General features: G+C 64.6%; 14 protein-coding genes. All 14 read left to right on the top strand.

Annotated features, from left to right (window positions below):
- Positions 1-62 precede the first annotated feature (62 nt).
- The 14 genes from NJ75_RS15075 (at position 63) to NJ75_RS15010 (ending at position 17,241) form a co-directional block, all read left to right on the top strand.
- Positions 63-1,352, top strand: a complete 1,290-nt coding sequence (locus NJ75_RS15075) for a sugar MFS transporter (RefSeq protein ID WP_052242546.1) — start codon at positions 63-65, stop codon at positions 1,350-1,352.
- Between the two features lie 90 nt (positions 1,353-1,442).
- Positions 1,443-2,969, top strand: coding sequence for an aldehyde dehydrogenase (NADP(+)) (locus tag NJ75_RS15070; protein ID WP_052242545.1), 1,527 nt, complete (start codon positions 1,443-1,445; stop codon positions 2,967-2,969).
- Positions 2,970-2,991: 22 nt separating this feature from the next.
- A complete protein-coding gene (araD1, locus tag NJ75_RS15065) occupies positions 2,992-3,993 on the top strand; it encodes an AraD1 family protein (RefSeq protein ID WP_039335907.1) in 1,002 nt (333 codons plus the stop codon).
- A gap of 4 nt (positions 3,994-3,997) precedes the next feature.
- Positions 3,998-4,924: a Gfo/Idh/MocA family protein gene (locus NJ75_RS15060; protein ID WP_039335905.1), complete on the top strand. Its 927-nt coding sequence runs from the start codon at positions 3,998-4,000 to the stop codon at positions 4,922-4,924.
- 2 nt (positions 4,925-4,926) lie between these two features.
- Positions 4,927-5,835 carry a 2-dehydro-3-deoxygalactonokinase gene (locus tag NJ75_RS15055; protein ID WP_039335904.1) on the top strand — a complete coding sequence of 303 codons (909 nt, stop codon included), beginning with the start codon at positions 4,927-4,929 and terminating at the stop codon, positions 5,833-5,835.
- A complete protein-coding gene (locus NJ75_RS15050) occupies positions 5,832-6,461 on the top strand; it encodes a 2-dehydro-3-deoxy-6-phosphogalactonate aldolase (protein ID WP_039335903.1) in 630 nt (209 codons plus the stop codon). The genes NJ75_RS15055 and NJ75_RS15050 overlap by 4 nt, the downstream gene beginning before the upstream one ends.
- A 146-nt stretch (positions 6,462-6,607) precedes the next feature.
- Positions 6,608-7,720: a glycoside hydrolase family 43 protein gene (locus NJ75_RS15045; RefSeq protein WP_039336020.1), complete on the top strand. Its 1,113-nt coding sequence runs from the start codon at positions 6,608-6,610 to the stop codon at positions 7,718-7,720.
- A 6-nt stretch (positions 7,721-7,726) separates the two neighbouring features.
- Positions 7,727-9,175: a xylulokinase gene (gene xylB / locus NJ75_RS15040; RefSeq protein WP_039335902.1), complete on the top strand. Its 1,449-nt coding sequence runs from the start codon at positions 7,727-7,729 to the stop codon at positions 9,173-9,175.
- A 5-nt stretch (positions 9,176-9,180) separates the two neighbouring features.
- Entirely contained in the window at positions 9,181-10,488 is a 1,308-nt protein-coding gene (xylA, locus tag NJ75_RS15035; protein ID WP_039335900.1) for a xylose isomerase, read from the top strand.
- 242 nt (positions 10,489-10,730) lie between these two features.
- Positions 10,731-11,318 (top strand): acetylxylan esterase, encoded by a 588-nt coding sequence (locus tag NJ75_RS15030; protein WP_236727160.1) that lies wholly within the window; start codon positions 10,731-10,733, stop codon positions 11,316-11,318.
- A 10-nt stretch (positions 11,319-11,328) separates the two neighbouring features.
- Positions 11,329-12,777 (top strand): family 43 glycosylhydrolase, encoded by a 1,449-nt coding sequence (locus NJ75_RS15025; RefSeq protein ID WP_039335896.1) that lies wholly within the window; start codon positions 11,329-11,331, stop codon positions 12,775-12,777.
- Between the two features lie 104 nt (positions 12,778-12,881).
- Positions 12,882-13,622 carry a FadR/GntR family transcriptional regulator gene (locus tag NJ75_RS15020; RefSeq protein WP_052242544.1) on the top strand — a complete coding sequence of 247 codons (741 nt, stop codon included), beginning with the start codon at positions 12,882-12,884 and terminating at the stop codon, positions 13,620-13,622.
- A 152-nt stretch (positions 13,623-13,774) separates the two neighbouring features.
- A complete protein-coding gene (locus tag NJ75_RS15015; protein WP_039335895.1) occupies positions 13,775-16,084 on the top strand; it encodes a glycoside hydrolase family 95 protein in 2,310 nt (769 codons plus the stop codon).
- Between the two features lie 71 nt (positions 16,085-16,155).
- On the top strand, positions 16,156-17,241 hold the full coding sequence (locus tag NJ75_RS15010) for an AI-2E family transporter (protein ID WP_039336017.1): 1,086 nt from the start codon (positions 16,156-16,158) through the stop codon (positions 17,239-17,241).
- Position 17,242: the final 1 nt, after the last annotated feature.

The following is a 17,242-nucleotide window of genomic DNA, read 5'->3' as shown; positions in this document are numbered from 1 at the left end:
TTTGCGCAAGACGGTAAGCGTACCGCAGCGCGCACCGGGCAAGAGAGAGGAAGCGCAAGTCCATGCCGCCAGTGGCTTCACCCCAGGGAAATACCGCGATCGAAGGCGATTCCAACGTGCGCTACGGCCCTGCGCTGACCCTTCTGGCCAGCCTGTTCTTCATGTGGGGGTTCATTACGGTCATCAACAACACGCTGCTGCCACACCTGCGCAGCGTGTTCGACCTGAACTATACGCAGACAACATTGATCGAATCGGTGTGGTTCATCGCGTACTTCGTTGCCTCGATTCCCTCGGCAAAGCTGATCGAGAAGATCGGTTACCAGAAGTCGCTGGTGATCGGGCTGCTGGTGATGGCAGCAGGCGCGCTGGGCATGATGCTGGCGGCTTCGATCCCGTCCTATGGGGTAACCCTGGCGATGCTGTTCGTGATCGCCAGCGGCATTACGCTGCTGCAGGTTGCCGCCAATCCCTATGTCGCCGTGGTCGGCAGGCCGGAGACCGCGTCCTCGCGCCTGAACCTGGTGCAGGCAATGAATTCTGCCGGAACGATGCTTGCGCCAATGTTCGGCGCATACCTGATCCTCGGTCGCTCAAAGGGCGGCACGGCCACGTCCGACGTCGTACTGACACAGGCCGAGCGGCTAGCCGATGCGCAATCGGTGATCCTGCCTTATGGCCTCGTTGCCGTCGTTCTCATCGTTCTTGCCGTGATCATTGGCCGGTTCCCGCTCCCAGCCATGGGCAGCGCAACCCAGCGACTTGCGCCCGAGGAACGGGCAAAGCTTTCGCTGTGGAAGCACCGCAATCTCGTCTTCGGCATTCCGGCAATCTTCATCTACCTGATCGCTGAAATCGGTGTGGCGAACCTTTTCGTGAACTTCGTCAGCCAGCCGGAGATCGCCAACCTGACGCATGAGAAGGCCGGCCAGTATCTCACCTTCCTGTGGGGCGGCATGATGGTCGGGCGCTTTCTGGGCTCGGCGATCATGCAGAAGGTGGACGCAGGCCTGGTGCTTGCCGCCTTCTCGGTCGGCGCCTTCGTGGTCATGCTCGTCACCGTCTTCACCACTGGCCCTGCCGCGATGTGGGCGCTGATCCTTGTCGGCCTGTTCCACTCGATCATGTTCCCGACGATCTTCACGCTCGGCATCAAGGGCCTGGGGCCCTTGACCGAGGAGGGTTCAGGCCTGCTGATCATGGCCATCGCCGGTGGCGCACTGGTCGTCGTGCAGGGCTGGCTGGCCGATGCCTATGGTCTGCAGACCTCTTTCCTGCTGACGGCTGCGTGTGAATTGTATGTGCTGTTCTATGCTCTGTGGGGTTCGAAGACTTCTGCCGATCCCGCCTGACGCATAGCTATGAACACCCTTCGGCCGGATCGCACATGGTTGCGCTCCGGCCATTCTGATAATATGTCAGACTAAATCAGGAGATTTTCGATGACAGAATTCCGCTCCGTGGTCGCCGCCACGGGTGAGCCGACCGGTCCTGCCTTTGCGGTGCATGGCCCCGCTGAAGTCGATGCCGCCTGCGCCGCAGCTGCCGCCGCGTTCGACGTCTACCGCGCCACCAGCCGCGAAGAGCGCGCTGCCTTCCTCGAATCCATTGCATCAGAGATCCTCGCCATCGGCGATGATCTGATCGAAGCAGCAATGAGCGAATCCGGCCTTCCCCGTGCGCGCCTCGAAGGCGAACGGGGCCGCACCGTGGGCCAGCTGCGCCTGTTTGCAGACGTTGTCCGCAAGGGCGCCTGGCAGCAGTTGCGCATCGATCCGGCCCTGCCCGATCGTCAGCCCCTGCCCCGTCCGGACATCCGCCTGCGCATGATCCCGGTGGGGCCGGTCGCCGTGTTCGGCGCATCGAACTTCCCGCTCGCCTTTTCGACGGCTGGAGGGGACACCGCCTCGGCGCTGGCGGCAGGCTGCCCGGTCGTGGTCAAGGGACACCCTGCCCATCCCCGCACTGGCGAACTGGTCGCGGGGGCGATAGCCCGTGCAGTTGCTGCCTGTGGCCTGCCGGCCGGCGTGTTCGGCCATCTCGTGGGTCCGTCGAACGAACTTGGCGCGGCGCTTGCGCAGGATCCGCGCATTGCCGCAGTCGGCTTCACCGGCTCGCGCAGCGGCGGCCTTGCGCTCGTCCGCCTTGCCCAAGGCCGTGACGTGCCGATCCCGGTCTACGCCGAGATGTCGAGCATCAACCCGGTGCTGCTCCTGCCCGAAGCGCTGAAGGCGCGCGGGGCGGCGCTCGGCACGGCGTTCGTCGGCTCGCTCACCATGGGTGCGGGCCAGTTCTGCACCAATCCCGGCCTTGTGCTGGCCATCGAAGGCGAAGGCCTCGAAGCGTTTGTTGCCGCTGCCACCGAAGCCGTCAGGGCCGCGACTGCCCAGACGATGCTGACGGGCGGCATCTGCAAGGCTTATCAGTCGGGCGTCGCTGCGCTTGAAGCCGCACCCGGCGTAGAAAAGCTGGCCGAGGGCGTTGCCGGCGACGCAATGCAGGGCCATGCCGCGCTGTTTCGCACCACTGCGCAGGCATTCCTCGCCGACAAGGCTCTGGGCCACGAGGTTTTCGGCGCCTCTTCGGTCGTCGTCGTGTGCAGGGACGAGGTAGAACTCGCCACAGTCCTTGCCGGGCTCGAAGGCCAGCTGACGGCCACGCTCCACATGGACGCCGCTGATGAAGCGCTCGCCGCGCGATTGATGCCGATGCTGGAAGTGAAGGCCGGGCGCATCCTTGCCAATGGCTGGCCGACCGGCGTCGAAGTATGCCACGCCATGGTCCATGGCGGCCCCTTCCCGGCAACCTCCGACCCGCGCACCACGTCGGTCGGCAGCCTCGCGATCGACCGCTTCCTGCGCCCCGTCAGCTACCAGAACCTGGCCGCCGATCTGTTGCCGCCCGAACTGCGCGATGATGCGCGTGGCGATGGTGCGCCGCGCCTGATTGACGGCACGTTGACGCTCTGAGCGCCTGACAGGAGATCCCATCATGTCCCTCCGCCTCCTGCAGCACCGTGCCAGCGATGGAACGCGCAGTGTCATCCTGGCCAATGGCGCGGCCGCGCATGTCCTCGAAGGAGTTGCCCGCACCACGGACCTCGCCCGCCGCGCCATCGCCGCCGGAACGTCGCTGGTGCAAGAGGCGAGGGCCTGTCCGGTTGGCCCGTCAATAGATCTTGCGGCAGAGTTCGAAGCAGGCCGCTTCCTCGCGCCGATCGACCACGAAGATCCGGCGCATCTGGCCCTGACCGGCACAGGCCTTACCCACCTCGGCTCGGCCGAAGGGCGCGACAAGATGCATCGGGAGGCTGCAGCGGCTGCCCATCAGACCGATTCCATGCGCATGTTCCTCGAAGGGCTCGAAGGCGGCAAGCCGAGCGATGGCCGGGTCGGCCAGCAGCCCGAATGGTTCTACAAGGGCGATGGCAGCCAGCTGGTCGGACCCGGCGAACCGCTGGAGATGCCGGCATTCGCGCAGGACGGCGGCGAGGAACCGGAACTGGCTGGCATCTACCTGATCGGCCCGGACGGCACACCGTTCAGGCTCGGCTTCGCGCTTGCCAACGAGTTTTCGGACCACGTCACCGAACGCCACAATTACCTGTGGCTGGCGCATTCCAAGCTGCGCCGGGCCGCACTGGGCCCTGAACTGCTGATCGGCGAGGCCCCCACCGACATTCGCGGCACCAGCCGCATACTGCGCGATGGCGTGGTGCAGTGGGAAAAGCCTTTCCTCACTGGCGAGGACAACATGAGCCACAGCCTCGCCAACCTGGAGCACCACCACTTCAAGTACGAGTTGTTCCGGCGCCCCGGCGATGTGCATGTCCATTTCTTTGGCACCGCTACACTCTCATTCAGCGATGCAGTACGCACGCAAGTGGGCGACGTGTTCGAGATCGAGGCGGCGCCGTTTGCACTGCCGTGCCGCAATCCGCTGACGCAGACGGCAGGCGATGCTTCCGCGCCGCTCAAGGTGCAGGTACTCTAAAGGCATGGACCCGATCAGGATCGCCGTTGTCGGCGTGGGCAAGATCGCCCGCGACCAGCACTTGCCCGCTATCGCTGGCAATGGCGCGTTCGGACTTGCCGCGACGGTCAGCCCGCATGACCCCGGCGTGGATGGCGTGCCCCATTTCGCCAGTCTGGACGAGTTGCTTGCGAGCGGTCCGGCCGTCGACGCCGTCGCGCTGTGCACCCCGCCACAGGTACGCTACGATCTGGCCAGCACCGCGCTTGCGCGCGGCGTCCACGTCTTTCTCGAAAAGCCACCGGGCGCGACGCTGGCTGAAGTCGCCGCGCTGGAAACGCAGGCAGACAAGGTCGGCGCCACGCTGTTCGCTGCCTGGCATTCGCGCTTTGCCGCCGGGGTTGCTCCAGCCCGAGCCTGGCTGGCCGAACGGCGCATCGACAATGTCGAGATCATTTGGCGTGAGGACGTGCGGGTGTGGCATCCGGGACAGGCGTGGATCTGGGAGCCGGGCGGCCTGGGTGTCTTCGACCCCGGAATCAACGCATTGTCGATCGCAACCCGCATCCTGCCCCGGCCGATCTTCCTGCAGTCCGGGACACTCGAAATCCCCTCCAACCGCGCCGCCCCCATCGCTGCCGACCTGAGCTTGCGCGATAGCACCGGCGCGCCAGTCCACATGGACCTCGACTGGCGGCAGACCGGCCCGCAAAGCTGGGACATCGTGGTGGAAACCGATGCCGGCACGCTCAAGCTGTCAAGCGGCGGCGCGGTACTGACGCTACCTTCGGGCACCAGCCATGACGAGGATCACGAGTATCCCGGCCTCTACGCCCGCTTCGCCACGCTGATCCGCACCGGCCGCAGCGACGTCGATGTAACCCCGCTGCGCCTCGTTGCCGACGCCTTCCTGCGCGCGACGCGGGTCAGCGTCGAACCGTTCGAGGATTGACCATGCCTGGCCCGGTGCGACGCGTTATCGGCGACTGGGGCAGCACCCGCTTGCGCCTGTTCCTCGTGGAGGACGGCGAGACGACCGCACGCTTGGATGGCCCCGGCGTGACCCAGCTGGTGGAACCGGCGGAGCGAACGCTGGCTCGCCTGCTCTCGGTCTGGCTGGCAGTCGGTCCGATCAAGGCGATCACGCTGTGCGGCATGGTCGGGTCTCCCGCAGGTCTCGCCGTTGCTCCTTATGCCCCCTGCCCGGTCGATGCGGAGGGCTGGCACCATGCCCGCACCCGGCTGCGCGTGCTGGGCCACGATGTCGAGATCCTGCCCGGTCTCTCCTGCCGGACCGGCGATGGCGTGCCCGAGGTTATGCGCGGCGAGGAAACACAGGTCTTTGGCGCAATGGCGCTGAATCCTGTCCTGCGCGATGGCGATCATCTCTTCGCCCTTCCCGGCACCCACGGCAAATGGGTCAGCACCAGCGACGGCACCATCACCGGCTTCCATACGGCTCCCACCGGCGAGGTTTTTGCCGCGATTACGGGCCACACCTCCCTGACCGGCCCGGACGCGCCCGGCGAGGGCAGCTTTGAGGATGGCTTCGGACGCGGGCTTTCCCGTTCGGCCGAAGCATTGCCGGGTGCTCTGTTCGAAGCTCGCGCGGCGCGCCTGCTCGATGGCCGCTCGCGCGATTGGGCCAAGGGCTATCTCTCGGGCGTGCTGATTGGGGCAGAGGTGGCGCAGTTCGGCAGAGGCGCGCGGAACGTGACATTGATCGGCGATCCCGCACTTGCCGCGCTTTATACGACCGCGCTTGCACACCACGGCGGTTCATCGCAACTGGTCAACGGCGAACGCGCCGTCGTGGCCGGACTTGCCCAAGCCATAACACTTGCTGAAAGTCTGCGCTCGTGAAGGTCGAAGAAGTCCTCGCCGAAGGCGTTCCGCCCATCGTCGCCATCCTGCGCGGCATACGCACCGAGGAAGCGGTGGACATCGCCGCTTCCCTGGTCGAGGCGGGTGTGCGCCTGATCGAAGTGCCCTTCAACTCCCCCGATCCGTGCGGGTCGATCAGGGCCATGGTGAAAGCGCTGGGTGACCGCGCCGCCTTTGGCGGCGGCACGGTAACCAGCACGGATCTTGCCGAACAGCTCGCGGCGGCCGGCGGCACGTTCATGGTCTCGCCCAATACGGACGCCGCGGTCATTGCCCGGTCGCTCGAACTCGGCATGGACGTCCTTCCAGGGTTCCTGACGCCCACCGAAGCCTTCGCGGCACTTGGCGCAGGCGCGCGGGACCTCAAGCTCTTTCCCGGCTCCGTCCTGGGCAGCAGCTATATCAAGGCCATTCGGGAGGTCCTGCCGGCAGAAGCGCGCATATGGGCGGTCGGTGGCGTCGGCGTGGCCAATGTCGCAGAGTTCCGCGCGGCCGGGGTGTACGGGATCGGTGTCGGGGGCAGCCTCTACCGGCCCGGCGACGATGCGGCGACCGTGGCTGCGCGCGCAGCGTCCCTAGTGGCAGCCTGGAAGGCAGCTTCCTGATTTCTGCTTGAAGCAGTGCTTGCCAAGCGTTCACCCCGACGCTAATTAGAATGCATATTTCAGATTGCCGTCAGGTTTAGGTAGCGCTATCATCGCCGCAGCAATTACGCGAAAGGCCGGAAACCGGCCTGTAAGGGGATGTCATGATGAAGGCGAGAATCACCACTGCTGCCCTGTGCCTGACCAGCGCGCTTGCGCTCGTTGCCTGCTCGAAGGCCGCGAACGAAGCGCAGCCCGCAAATGGTGGGGCACCTGCAAGCGCCTTCCGTGATCAACCTCTGGTCAACGAGATCTACACCGCTGACCCTTCCGCCCACGTCTTTGACGGCAAGATCTACATCTACCCCTCGCACGACATCGAAACGCCGACGCCTGACGACGATCTGGGCAACCAGTACGCCATGCGCGACTACCGCGTCTTGAGCATGGACAAGGTTGGCGGCAAGGTCACCGTCGGTCCTGTCGCGCTTGACGTAAAGGACGTGCCTTGGGCCTCACAGCAGATGTGGGCGCCCGATGCGGCCTACAAGGACGGCACCTACTACCTGTACTTCCCGGCGCGCGACAAATCGAAGGACAAGAACGGCCTCGGCGCGTTCCGCATCGGCGTCGCCACGTCGAAGAGCCCGATGGGCCCGTTCGTGGCCGAAAAGGACCCCATTCCCGATTCGTTCTCGATGGACCCCGCGGTGTTCACCGACGACGACGGCACTGCCTACATGTACTTCGGCGGCATCTGGGGTGGGCAGCTTCAGCGTTGGGCCACGGGCAAGTATGATCCAAACGGCTCCGACACCGATCTCATGAAGGATGACCAGCCCGCGCTGTCCGGCAAGGTCGTCAAGATGAACCCCGACATGAAGACTTTCGCGGAGAGCCCTCGCGACGCGGTGATCCTGGGCGAAGATGGCAAGCCGGTACTGGGAGGCGACCACGAGCGCCGCTTCTTCGAAGCCTCCTGGGTCTTCAAAAAGGATGGCAAATACTACTACACCTACTCGACCGGCGACACGCACTTCCTCAACTACGCCATCGGCACCAGTCCGTATGGACCGTTCAAGTACGCCGGCCACATCCTCAAGCCCGTGCAGGGCTGGACCACGCACCACTCGATCATCCAGCACGATGGCAAGTGGTGGCTGTTCTACGCCGACACGCAGCTCTCCAACAAGAACCACCTGCGCAACGTCAAGGTGACCGAGCTGACCTTCAACCCTGATGGCTCGATCCAGACGATCGATCCCATGAAAGCGAAGTAAATCCCAATGTTCCTCGGCATCGATGTCGGCACCAGTTGCGTAAAGGCGGTCGTCACCGCCGAAACCGGGGAGGTCCTGGCGCAGAGCAGCTCGGACCTTACCGTTTCCCGGCCTCACCCGTTGTGGTCCGAACAGGCCCCTGCTGACTGGGTGGACGCAGCGCACAAGGCGGTGCTTGGCCTCGATGCCGCCTTGCGCAAGGGCGTGCGCGGCATCGGCCTTGCGGGGCAGATGCACGGCGCAACCCTGCTGGGCTCGGACGACAAGCCGCTGCGCCCTGCCATCCTGTGGAACGACGGCCGCAGCTTTGCCGAATGTGCGGAGATCGAGGCCGCCGAACCTCGCGCTCGCGAGATCACCGGCAACATCGCCATGCCTGGTTTCACGGCTCCCAAGCTGGCGTGGGTCCGCAATCACGAACCGGACGTTTTCGCCGCCACGCGGACGGTCCTGCTGCCCAAGGACTACGTCCGGCTCGCCTTGACCGGTGAAAAGGCAAGCGACATGTCCGACAGCGCCGGCACTCTCTGGCTCGACGTCGCCAAGCGCGCCTGGTCTCCGGAAATGCTCGCCGCCACTGGCCTTGACGAAAGCCACATGCCGCGCCTTCATGAAGGGCCTGACGTGACGGGCGTGCTGCGCGAAGATGTTGCCAGGGCCTGGGGAATGGACCGCGTGCCGGTGGTCGCAGGCGCTGGAGACAATGCCGCGGGCGCATTGGGCGTCGGCGTGCTGTCAGACGGGCAAGGCATGCTTTCGCTGGGTACATCGGGCGTGATCTTCGTGGCCAATGCGGCATTCCGGCCCAACCCGGCCGAGGCCGTCCACGCCTTCTGCCACGCCTTGCCGGGCGTGTGGCACCAGATGAGCGTGCACCTGTCCGCCGCCTCGTGCATCGACTGGGCAGCCAAGGCCTGCAACGTGCCGGGCCCTGCGGAGTTCTTCGCCCTTGCCGAACAGTCCGGCGCCGCCTGCGGGCCTGAGCTATTCCTGCCATACCTCTCCGGCGAGCGCACTCCGCACAACGATCCGCACATTCGCGCGGCGTTCCTCGGCCTCGGTAACGAAAGCACCACCGGACGCATGGCCGCCGCCGTGCTTGAGGGCGTGGCCTTTGCCCATGCCGACGGGATCGATGCCCTGCGCAACGCCGGTACGCAGAGCGACGAGTTGTGCGTGATCGGCGGCGGCTCCCGCTCGGCGCACTGGGGGCGCATCCTGTCGAGCGTCCTCGGCGTGCGGCTCGTCTATCTCCACGGTGGCGAAGTCGGCCCGGCGCTGGGCGGCGCCCGTCTCGCGCAGATCGCCGTGACCAAGGCTTCCGCCGCCGAAGTCTGCACCCGCCCGCCGGTTCGTGCCGTGATCGAGCCTGATCTCGCCCTCGCCGCATCATTAGCGCCCAAGCGCGCCCGTTTCCGCGCAGCCTATGCCGCGCTCGCCCCGATCAAGGAGTAACTTGTATGTCCGCAGCCTATTTCGATGAATTCGCGACCGTCCGCTACGAGGGTCCTGACAGCACCAGTGATCTTGCATATCGCTTCTACGACAAGGACCGCATGGTCTTCGGCAAGCGCATGGAAGACTACCTGCGCTTTGCCGTGTGCATGTGGCACACCTTCTGCTGGCCCGGCAGCGACGTGTTTGGCGCTGGCACGTTCGATCGCCCCTGGCTCAACGGTCCGCAGGACGAAAGCGCCGCCCGCGCCAAGCGTGAAGCCGCTCTCGCCTTTGTCGAGAAGCTCGACCTGCCGTTTTACTGCTTCCACGATGTCGACGTGATGGCACCGGCCGAGAGCATCGGCGAATTCCGCGCCAGCTTCGCTCGCGCCGTCGATCACCTCGAAGAGCTGCAGGCCAGGCACGGCCGCAAGCTGCTGTGGGGAACGGCCAATCTGTTCGGCCACCCGCGCTACCTTGCCGGCGCCGCCACCAGCCCTCGCCCGGAAGTCTATGCGTGGGGTGCCAGCCAGGTGCGGGATGCTCTTGAAGCGACCCATCGTCTCGGCGGCTCGAACTATGTTTTGTGGGGCGGGCGTGAAGGTTACGACACGATCCTCAACACCGATCTCAAGACCGAGCAGGAAAACTTCGGTCGCTTCCTCAGCCTCGTGGTCGAACACAAGCACAAGATCGGCTTCAAGGGCACGATCCTGATCGAACCCAAGCCGCACGAGCCAACCAAGCACCAGTACGACTTCGATACCCAGACCGTGTACGGCTTCCTCAAGCGCTTCGGCCTCGAAAACGAAGTCAAGGTCAACATCGAGGCCAACCACGCAACGCTTTCGGGCCATACCTTCGAGCATGAAATCGCCATGGCCGGCGCGCTCGGGGTGTTCGGTTCGATCGACGCCAACCGCGGCGACCCGCAGAATGGATGGGACACCGACCAGTTCCCCAACTCGGTCGAGGAACTGACGCTGGCCTGCATCGAGATCGAGCGCGCTGGTGGTTTCACCGACGGCGGCTTCAACTTCGATGCCAAGGTCCGCCGCCAATCAGTTGATGCAGCTGACCTTTTCCACGGCCACATCGGCGGCGTCGATGTCATCGCCAAGGCCCTGCTGCGTGCCGAGGCGATCATCGCCGATGGTCGCATCGATGCCTTCCGCGCCGAACGCTATGCTGGTTGGAATGGCGAGCTGGGGGCAACCATCCGCAAGTCAAGCCTCGCCGAAATCGCGGACCTCGCCGTGGCGCAGGATCTCAAGCCGGCCCCGGTCTCGGGCCGTCAGGAATGGCTGGAGAACATGCTCAACCGGTTCTGATCAAACTGGTCTGAGTAAAAGCAGAAGCCCGCGGCACGAATGCGAGTGCCGCGGGCTTTTTTACGCCTTCGACGTTGATAATTATCGTTGAAACCTCATCTTCTTTAACTCATACAATTGTAAGAATATGAGAGGATGACATGATTCGGACCTCCGCCTTTCTTGCGGCGGTGGGCGCAGTACTTTGCGCGTCTGCCACACCCGCAATTTCACAACCGGCCCCTTCGCTCGCCCCATACTTCGTGCCAGCCACAACCGGCAGCACGTCGGTTGACGAAGATGGCTTCATTCGCCGCTGGCTGCTGCTTGAGCCGATCACAAAGCCTAATCGCACCAACCAGCTCTTTACCAGCGACTACGTGCGCAAGGCCTTTGCTGAAGACCGACCCGCAGGTCTCGACCGCAAGCTGCCCAGTGAAGGCCAGACCGTTTCGCACAAGGGCGCTGCCCTCACCTGGCATGCGCTTGACGCCACGCAGTGGGACGCCAAGCTGTTCTACTTCGCCGCCGCCTACGGCAAGCCGACTTACGGCGTAATCTTCTGGGCAACGACGGTGATCGACGCGCCACGCGATATGCCCCAAGCTCACCTCGCCGTCGGCTCCAACTCCGCATCGATGTGGTGGCTGAACGGGAAGGAAGCCGCGGCCTTGTTCGGCGACCGTCGCATGGTCATGGACGATGTCGTCTCGCCCGCGCTCGGTTTGAAAAAGGGTCGTAACGTGCTGCACGGCGCGGTCATCAACGGCCCCGGCCTGTCCGATTTCGCGGTCCGATTCGTCGACGACAAGGGACAGCCGATCCGCGATCTCAAAGTTACCCTGCGCTGAAAGGCCTGTGATGAACACCAAGCTCCTCGCCGCCGCAGCTCTCGCCGGCATTGCCGCCCCGCTTCTCGCGCAGAGCAACCCCGTCGCGCAGATGGAGGGCGAGCCTTACATCCATGATCCCTCGACAATTGCGCATTCAGATGGTCGCTTCTACACCTTCGGCACCGGCAAGGGCGGCCTGGTGTCGTCTGACGGCTGGACCTGGAAAAGCGGACCAGTTCGGCCCGGCGGCGGCGTAGCGCCCGACGTGATCAATCTGGGGGATCGCTACTACGTGGCCTGGGCCGTCGGCGGCGGCGGCATGAATGGCGGCCACAAGAGCGACGTGAAGATCATGTGGACGAAGTCGCTCGATCCCGCGTCCAGGGATTTCGGTTTCCACGAGGTCGGCACCGTGGCTTCGAGCGATGGCTTCGAGAACAACGATGCAATCGACCCGGCCTTCCTGCTCGCCGAAGGGCGCCTTTGGCTCAGCTACGGCACCTACTTCGGCGCGATCCGGATGGTCGAACTTGATCCAAAAACTGCCGAACGCCTGCCCGGCAACCAGCCCGTCGATATCGCGATCGACATGGAGGCAACCGCACTGCTTTATCGCGATGGCTGGTACTATCTGCTCGGCACCCATGGCACCTGCTGCGACGGGCCCAACTCGACCTACAATATCCGCGTCGGCCGTTCGAGGAGCCCGCTCGGCCCTTATGTCGACAACTTCGGCGTGCCCCTGCTCAAGGGTGGCGGCAAGCTGGTCTGGGGATCGAACGGCCGTGGTCGCGGCGCTGGCCATTTCGGCCTGGTTGAGCTCGGCGATGGCGTGGAAAAGTTCTCGTTCCACTACGAGGCCGATATGGACCGCTCCGCGCGCAGCGTTCTCGCAATCCTGCCGCTGACCTGGAAGAACGGTTGGCCAGTGGGACAGGAAAACCTGCGCCCCGGCACTTACGAGATCCAGTCCGAGCGCGGCGGCGCGCTGCAATTGGCGGTGGACGAAGTGCGCTTGCCCTGGTCGTGGACCGGTTTCGGCCCGCCCAAGGAGCCGGTCAAGCCCGTGCCGGACCAGACTCTGGAGCAGAACCAGGCCGTGTGGCCCAAGGGCACGATCCCGGTCGACATGGGTACGTACCAGGTCCGTCCCAACCAGCATTGGACAGTCGAACCTGCGACCGGTGCCGGGGGCTGGTTTGGCGCGCCGTATATGAAGATCGTCATCGCCGGAACGAACCGCGCTCTTGCCGCCACGCCGTCGGGCGATGTCGTGACAGTGCCGGAATACACCGGCGCACCCGAACAGCTCTGGCGGATCGACATGCTGCCGGATGGCACCTATCGAATCGTCCCGAAGACCACGCCCGATCCCATGAAGCCCCTGGCCTTGGCCGCTGTCGGGGCCAGCACGCCGCGGCTCGTCCGCTTCGACACGGCGTCCGAGGCCGGCAAATGGACCTTCCGTAGGCCATGACGGCAAAGGACTGACAGTTCGATAAGGGTGACCCCCGACCATCGAACTGCTGGACTTTGCCGAAATTGCGCCCAAATAGGGCAGAGGGGCGCAAGGAGCTGAAAGTGTCGCGAAGCAAGGAACAGGGCGGGGACGCGATCGACAGGTCTGACAAATCTTTACGCCTACACGGCAGCATCGCGCGCGATCTAGGTATTGCCATTGTCACCGGTAAATACGCCCCCGGCCACGTGCTGACGAGCGAGGTCGATTTTGCCGAGCGCAACCACATTTCGCGCACCGCCTATCGCGAGGCAATCCGTATCCTCGCCGCCAAGGGCCTGGTCGAAAGCCGCCCGAAGGCAGGCACCAAGATCACCGATCCGTCGCGCTGGCACATCCTCGATCCCGACGTTCTTGCCTGGACCTTCGAGGGCGAACCCAGCCAGGCCGCGATTGACGACCTGTTCGAGCTGCGACTGATCATCGAACCGGCGGCCGCCGAAATTGCTGCCACCCGCCGGACCGGTGCGCAACTGGCGCAGATGGGCCACGCGCTTGAGGAAATGGCCAAGCACACGCTGGCTTCGCCGCTCGGTCAGGCCGCGGACCAGTCGTTCCACACCACGCTGCTGAAGGCGACTGGCAACATGGCGCTGATCTCATTGGCCAGCACCATCTCGGCTGCGGTGCGATGGACCACGATCTACAAGCAGCGCAAGCGCAAGCTGCCGCGCGATCCCTTGCCAGATCACCGCGTGCTGTTCGATGCCGTGGCCGATGGCGACGGCCCTGCCGCCCGTGCTGCCATGCAGAAACTGATCGAACTGGCACTTGCCGATATCGATCCGCCGGCGCGCGCCTGAGGTATAGCCGTCTGCAGCTTTTCGCTGGACAGCCCAGTATTTAGTCATACTTATTATCCGGCGGCCTTACGCTGCCGGATATGGCTCTTGCACGCCGATCCGAGATCCAGAAAACACCATCGTACGATGGTCATCGGACTACGGGAAGCGGGATGCCAATCACACGCAGGCAGGCAATCGCAGCGGGTGCTGCTGTTGCTGGACAGGGAATTGTCGGACTTCCTGCCAAGGCTGCGCCCCCCGCGCCCCGGCAGGATGTGCTGTGGTATCGCCAGCCTGCCTCGATCTGGACCGAAGCCCTTCCGGTGGGCAACGGCAGGCTCGGAGCAATGGTCTTCGGCGGCACCACGTCAGAACGGATCCAGCTGAACGAAGACACGCTGTGGAGCGGCGGCCCTTATGATCCGTTGAACCCGAAGGCTGGTCCTCAAGCGGTGGAGCACATCCGCAAGCTGATCGCGCAGCGCCGCTTTGCCGAAGCGGAAGCCCTCGCCAACGACTGCCTGATCGCACGGCCTGTCTCGCAGATGTCCTATCAGACCTTCGGCGATCTCTTCATCGACATGGACCTTCCCGGCACGCCAAGGACCTATCGCCGCGAACTTGATCTCGACAAAGCCATCGCCACAACCCACTTCGCCACCTCCACCGGCACCATAACGCGCGCGGTACTGGCAAGCCCCGTCGATCAGGTCATCGCCATCCACCTCTCGGCCAGTCACGGCGTCACGCTGAATTTGGCCGTTCGTTTTGACACGCCGCAAGACGCGACGGTCCGCGCGGCCGGCAATGCAATCCACGCAGAGGGCCGCAATCGGGCAGATCACGGCATCCCCGCCGGCCTGGGCCTCGCCGCAAGGATCACCGCCAGCGCCCAAGGCGGAAGCGTCCGGACGGAAGGCGCCACGTTGGTCGTCAGTGGGGCCTCGCACGCGACCATCCTCGTCGCGCTCGCGACCAGCCACGCAGGCGATCCTGTCGCCACCGTCGCCCGCCAGATCGCCAATGCCAGCGCCCGGCCATGGGTGGCCTTGCGCGATGCTCACATCGCCGAGCATCGCCGCCTCTATCGCCGCGCAGCGCTTCACCTCGGCCCCGCCAGCCCCCTGCCTACCGACGAGCGCATCAAAGCCAATGTCGAAAGCGACGAACCCGCCCTCGCCGCGCTCTATTTTGCCTATGCCCGTTACCTGATGATCTGCTCCTCGCGCCCCGGCACACAGCCCGCGAACTTGCAGGGCATCTGGAACGAGAGCACCAAGCCGCCGTGGGGATCGAAGTACACGATCAATATCAACACCCAGATGAACTACTGGCTGGCGGACCCTGCAAACCTCGGCGAATGCGCCGAGCCGCTGCTGCGCATGGTGCGCGAACTTGCGGTCAGCGGTGCGAAGACCGCTCGCGCCATTTATGGGGCAAGGGGCTGGGTTGCCCACCACAACACCGATCTCTGGCGCGCCTCCAGCCCGATCGATGGTGCCGCATGGGGCATGTGGCCGATGGGCGGCGCATGGCTCTGCAACGCGCTGTGGGACCGCTGGGACTATGGCCGTGACCGGGCATGGCTGGCCGCAATCTACCCCCTCATGCGCGGCGCGGCAGAGTTCTTTCTCGAGACCCTGCAGCCCTCGTCCCAGGGCCTGATCACCTCCCCCTCGATCTCGCCCGAGAATCGCCACCCGTTTGGCGCTTCGGTCTGCGCCGGCCCAGCGATGGACCGCCAGATCCTGCGAGACCTGTTCGATCGCACCGCAGCTGCCGCCACCCTTCTGGACCGCGACGCCGATTTCGCCGAGCAGCTGCGTCACGCCCGCTCCGCCCTCGCGCCTGACCGCATCGGCAAAGCCGGGCAGCTGCAGGAATGGCTCGAAGACTGGGACGAAGCTGCGCCCGAACAGGACCATCGCCACGTCTCGCACCTCTATGCGCTCTATCCCGGCCACCAGATCAACCCGGACGGCACGCCAGAACTGGCGAGGGCAGCGCGCGTCTCCCTCGACCGACGCGGTGATGAATCAACCGGATGGGCCACCGCCTGGCGGATCGCCCTGTGGGCGCGGCTGCGGGATGGCGAGCGGGCGCACAAGATCCTGCGCAGCCTGCTTTCGCCCGCGCGCACTTATCCCAACATGTTCGACGCGCATCCGCCCTTCCAGATCGACGGCAACTTCGGCGGCAGCACCGCAATGATCGAAATGCTGATGCAAAGCCGGGGCAGTTCGCTTCATCTCCTTCCCGCGCTTCCCCGGGCCTGGCCTTCTGGCAGTGCCCGAGGGCTGATTGCGCGAGGCGGGGTGGCAGTCGATCTTAAGTGGACGGAAGGACAACTCGTTCAGGCCGTGCTGCAACCGATGGAAAGTGGCACGGTCGAGGTGCGCCTCGGCGAAATCCGCCGCACCATCACTCTCTCTGCCGGGCGTCTTGTGACGCTGAAAGGCTCCACCCTGGCGATAAGCTGAAACCGCTTGCGAACCCATGCGTTGCGCTGGCACTTGGGTGCATGCGGGTTCGGCCGCAGGATGGGGGAATGATGCTGGAGCGTAGCAAGATCGAAAAGGGCGGATTCGTCCTGTTTCTGGTACTTGTCACCGTCGGGTTGACGCTTGTCGTATCGCATTTTCTTGGCGCGATGCTGTGGGCCGCGCTGGCCGCGATCATGTTTCATTCGCTGAACCAGCGCCTGCTCGAACGGTGGCCGGAAAGGCGCAGCCGCGCCGCTGCCATGACGCTGCTGATCATCACCTTCGCGGTGATTATCCCTGCCATGCTGATCGGAACGATGGTGGTGGAACAAGCTTCCGGCGTATTCGCGCAACTGCGCACCGGTGAGCTGAATTTCTCCGCCTATTTCAAACAAGTACACGACGCTCTTCCGGTTCGGCTTCAGGACCTGCTCGGCAATGCCGGTTTTGGTACGTTCGAGACCGCGCAGAGCCGCATTTCCGAAGCCCTCGGCAACAGCGCCAGCGCAATCACGCAGCGCGCACTGGCCTTTGGCGCAAATGCGGCATCCTTCCTTCTTGCTTTTGCTGTAGGCCTTTACGTCACGTTCTTCATGCTGCGTGATGGATATGTGCTGGGTCCGCAGATTGTCCGCGCCCTGCCTCTTGCGGATTCGATCGCCGCCCAGATCGTCGAGCGGTTCGTCGCCGTGGTACGTGCCACGATCAAGGGGTCGGTGCTTGTTGCCTTGGCACAGGGCGCACTTGGCGCGATCACTTTCGCAATAGTCGGTCTGCCCGCCTCACTGCTCTGGGGTGCGCTCATGGCCATTGCCGCACTGCTACCCGCGATCGGCCCTGCCATCGTCTGGGGCCCGGTCGCGATCTACCTCTTCGCCACGGGTGCGATCTGGCAGGGCGCAGTCGTGATCGGATCGGGCGTCATGGTCATCGGCCTTGCCGACAACGTCCTGCGTCCGATGCTGGTCGGCCGCGATACCGGCATCCCCGACTGGCTGGTTTTGGTGACAACGCTGGGCGGGATCGAGTTGCTAGGCCTTTCCGGCATCGTTGTCGGCCCGGTGGTCGGGGCCCTGTTCCTCACCGGCTGGCAGATCCTGACCGAACAGAGACTGGCGCTTCACCCTGCCGAGATACAAGGCGAAGCGCCGTGAT

Origin of the sequence: Novosphingobium subterraneum (assembly GCF_000807925.1) — a bacterium.
Taxonomy (GTDB): domain Bacteria; phylum Pseudomonadota; class Alphaproteobacteria; order Sphingomonadales; family Sphingomonadaceae; genus Novosphingobium; species Novosphingobium subterraneum.
Note: the sequence above shows the minus strand (reverse complement) of the source record. Positions and strands in the feature narration are given on the sequence as shown.

Bases quoted from the DNA above. Each gene is read 5' to 3' on its own strand.
- NJ75_RS15075 (WP_052242546.1), top strand. From the start codon at position 63: ATGCCGCCAGTGGCTTCACCCCAGGGAAATACCGCGATCGAAGGCGAT.
- xylB (WP_039335902.1), top strand. From the start codon at position 7,727: ATGTTCCTCGGCATCGATGTCGGCACCAGTTGCGTAAAGGCGGTCGTC.
- NJ75_RS15070 (WP_052242545.1), top strand. From the start codon at position 1,443: ATGACAGAATTCCGCTCCGTGGTCGCCGCCACGGGTGAGCCGACCGGT.
- NJ75_RS15010 (WP_039336017.1), top strand. From the start codon at position 16,156: ATGCTGGAGCGTAGCAAGATCGAAAAGGGCGGATTCGTCCTGTTTCTG.
- NJ75_RS15060 (WP_039335905.1), top strand. From the start codon at position 3,998: ATGGACCCGATCAGGATCGCCGTTGTCGGCGTGGGCAAGATCGCCCGC.
- araD1 (WP_039335907.1), top strand. From the start codon at position 2,992: ATGTCCCTCCGCCTCCTGCAGCACCGTGCCAGCGATGGAACGCGCAGT.
- NJ75_RS15045 (WP_039336020.1), top strand. From the start codon at position 6,608: ATGAAGGCGAGAATCACCACTGCTGCCCTGTGCCTGACCAGCGCGCTT.
- NJ75_RS15055 (WP_039335904.1), top strand. From the start codon at position 4,927: ATGCCTGGCCCGGTGCGACGCGTTATCGGCGACTGGGGCAGCACCCGC.
- xylA (WP_039335900.1), top strand. From the start codon at position 9,181: ATGTCCGCAGCCTATTTCGATGAATTCGCGACCGTCCGCTACGAGGGT.
- NJ75_RS15015 (WP_039335895.1), top strand. From the start codon at position 13,775: ATGCCAATCACACGCAGGCAGGCAATCGCAGCGGGTGCTGCTGTTGCT.
- NJ75_RS15025 (WP_039335896.1), top strand. From the start codon at position 11,329: ATGAACACCAAGCTCCTCGCCGCCGCAGCTCTCGCCGGCATTGCCGCC.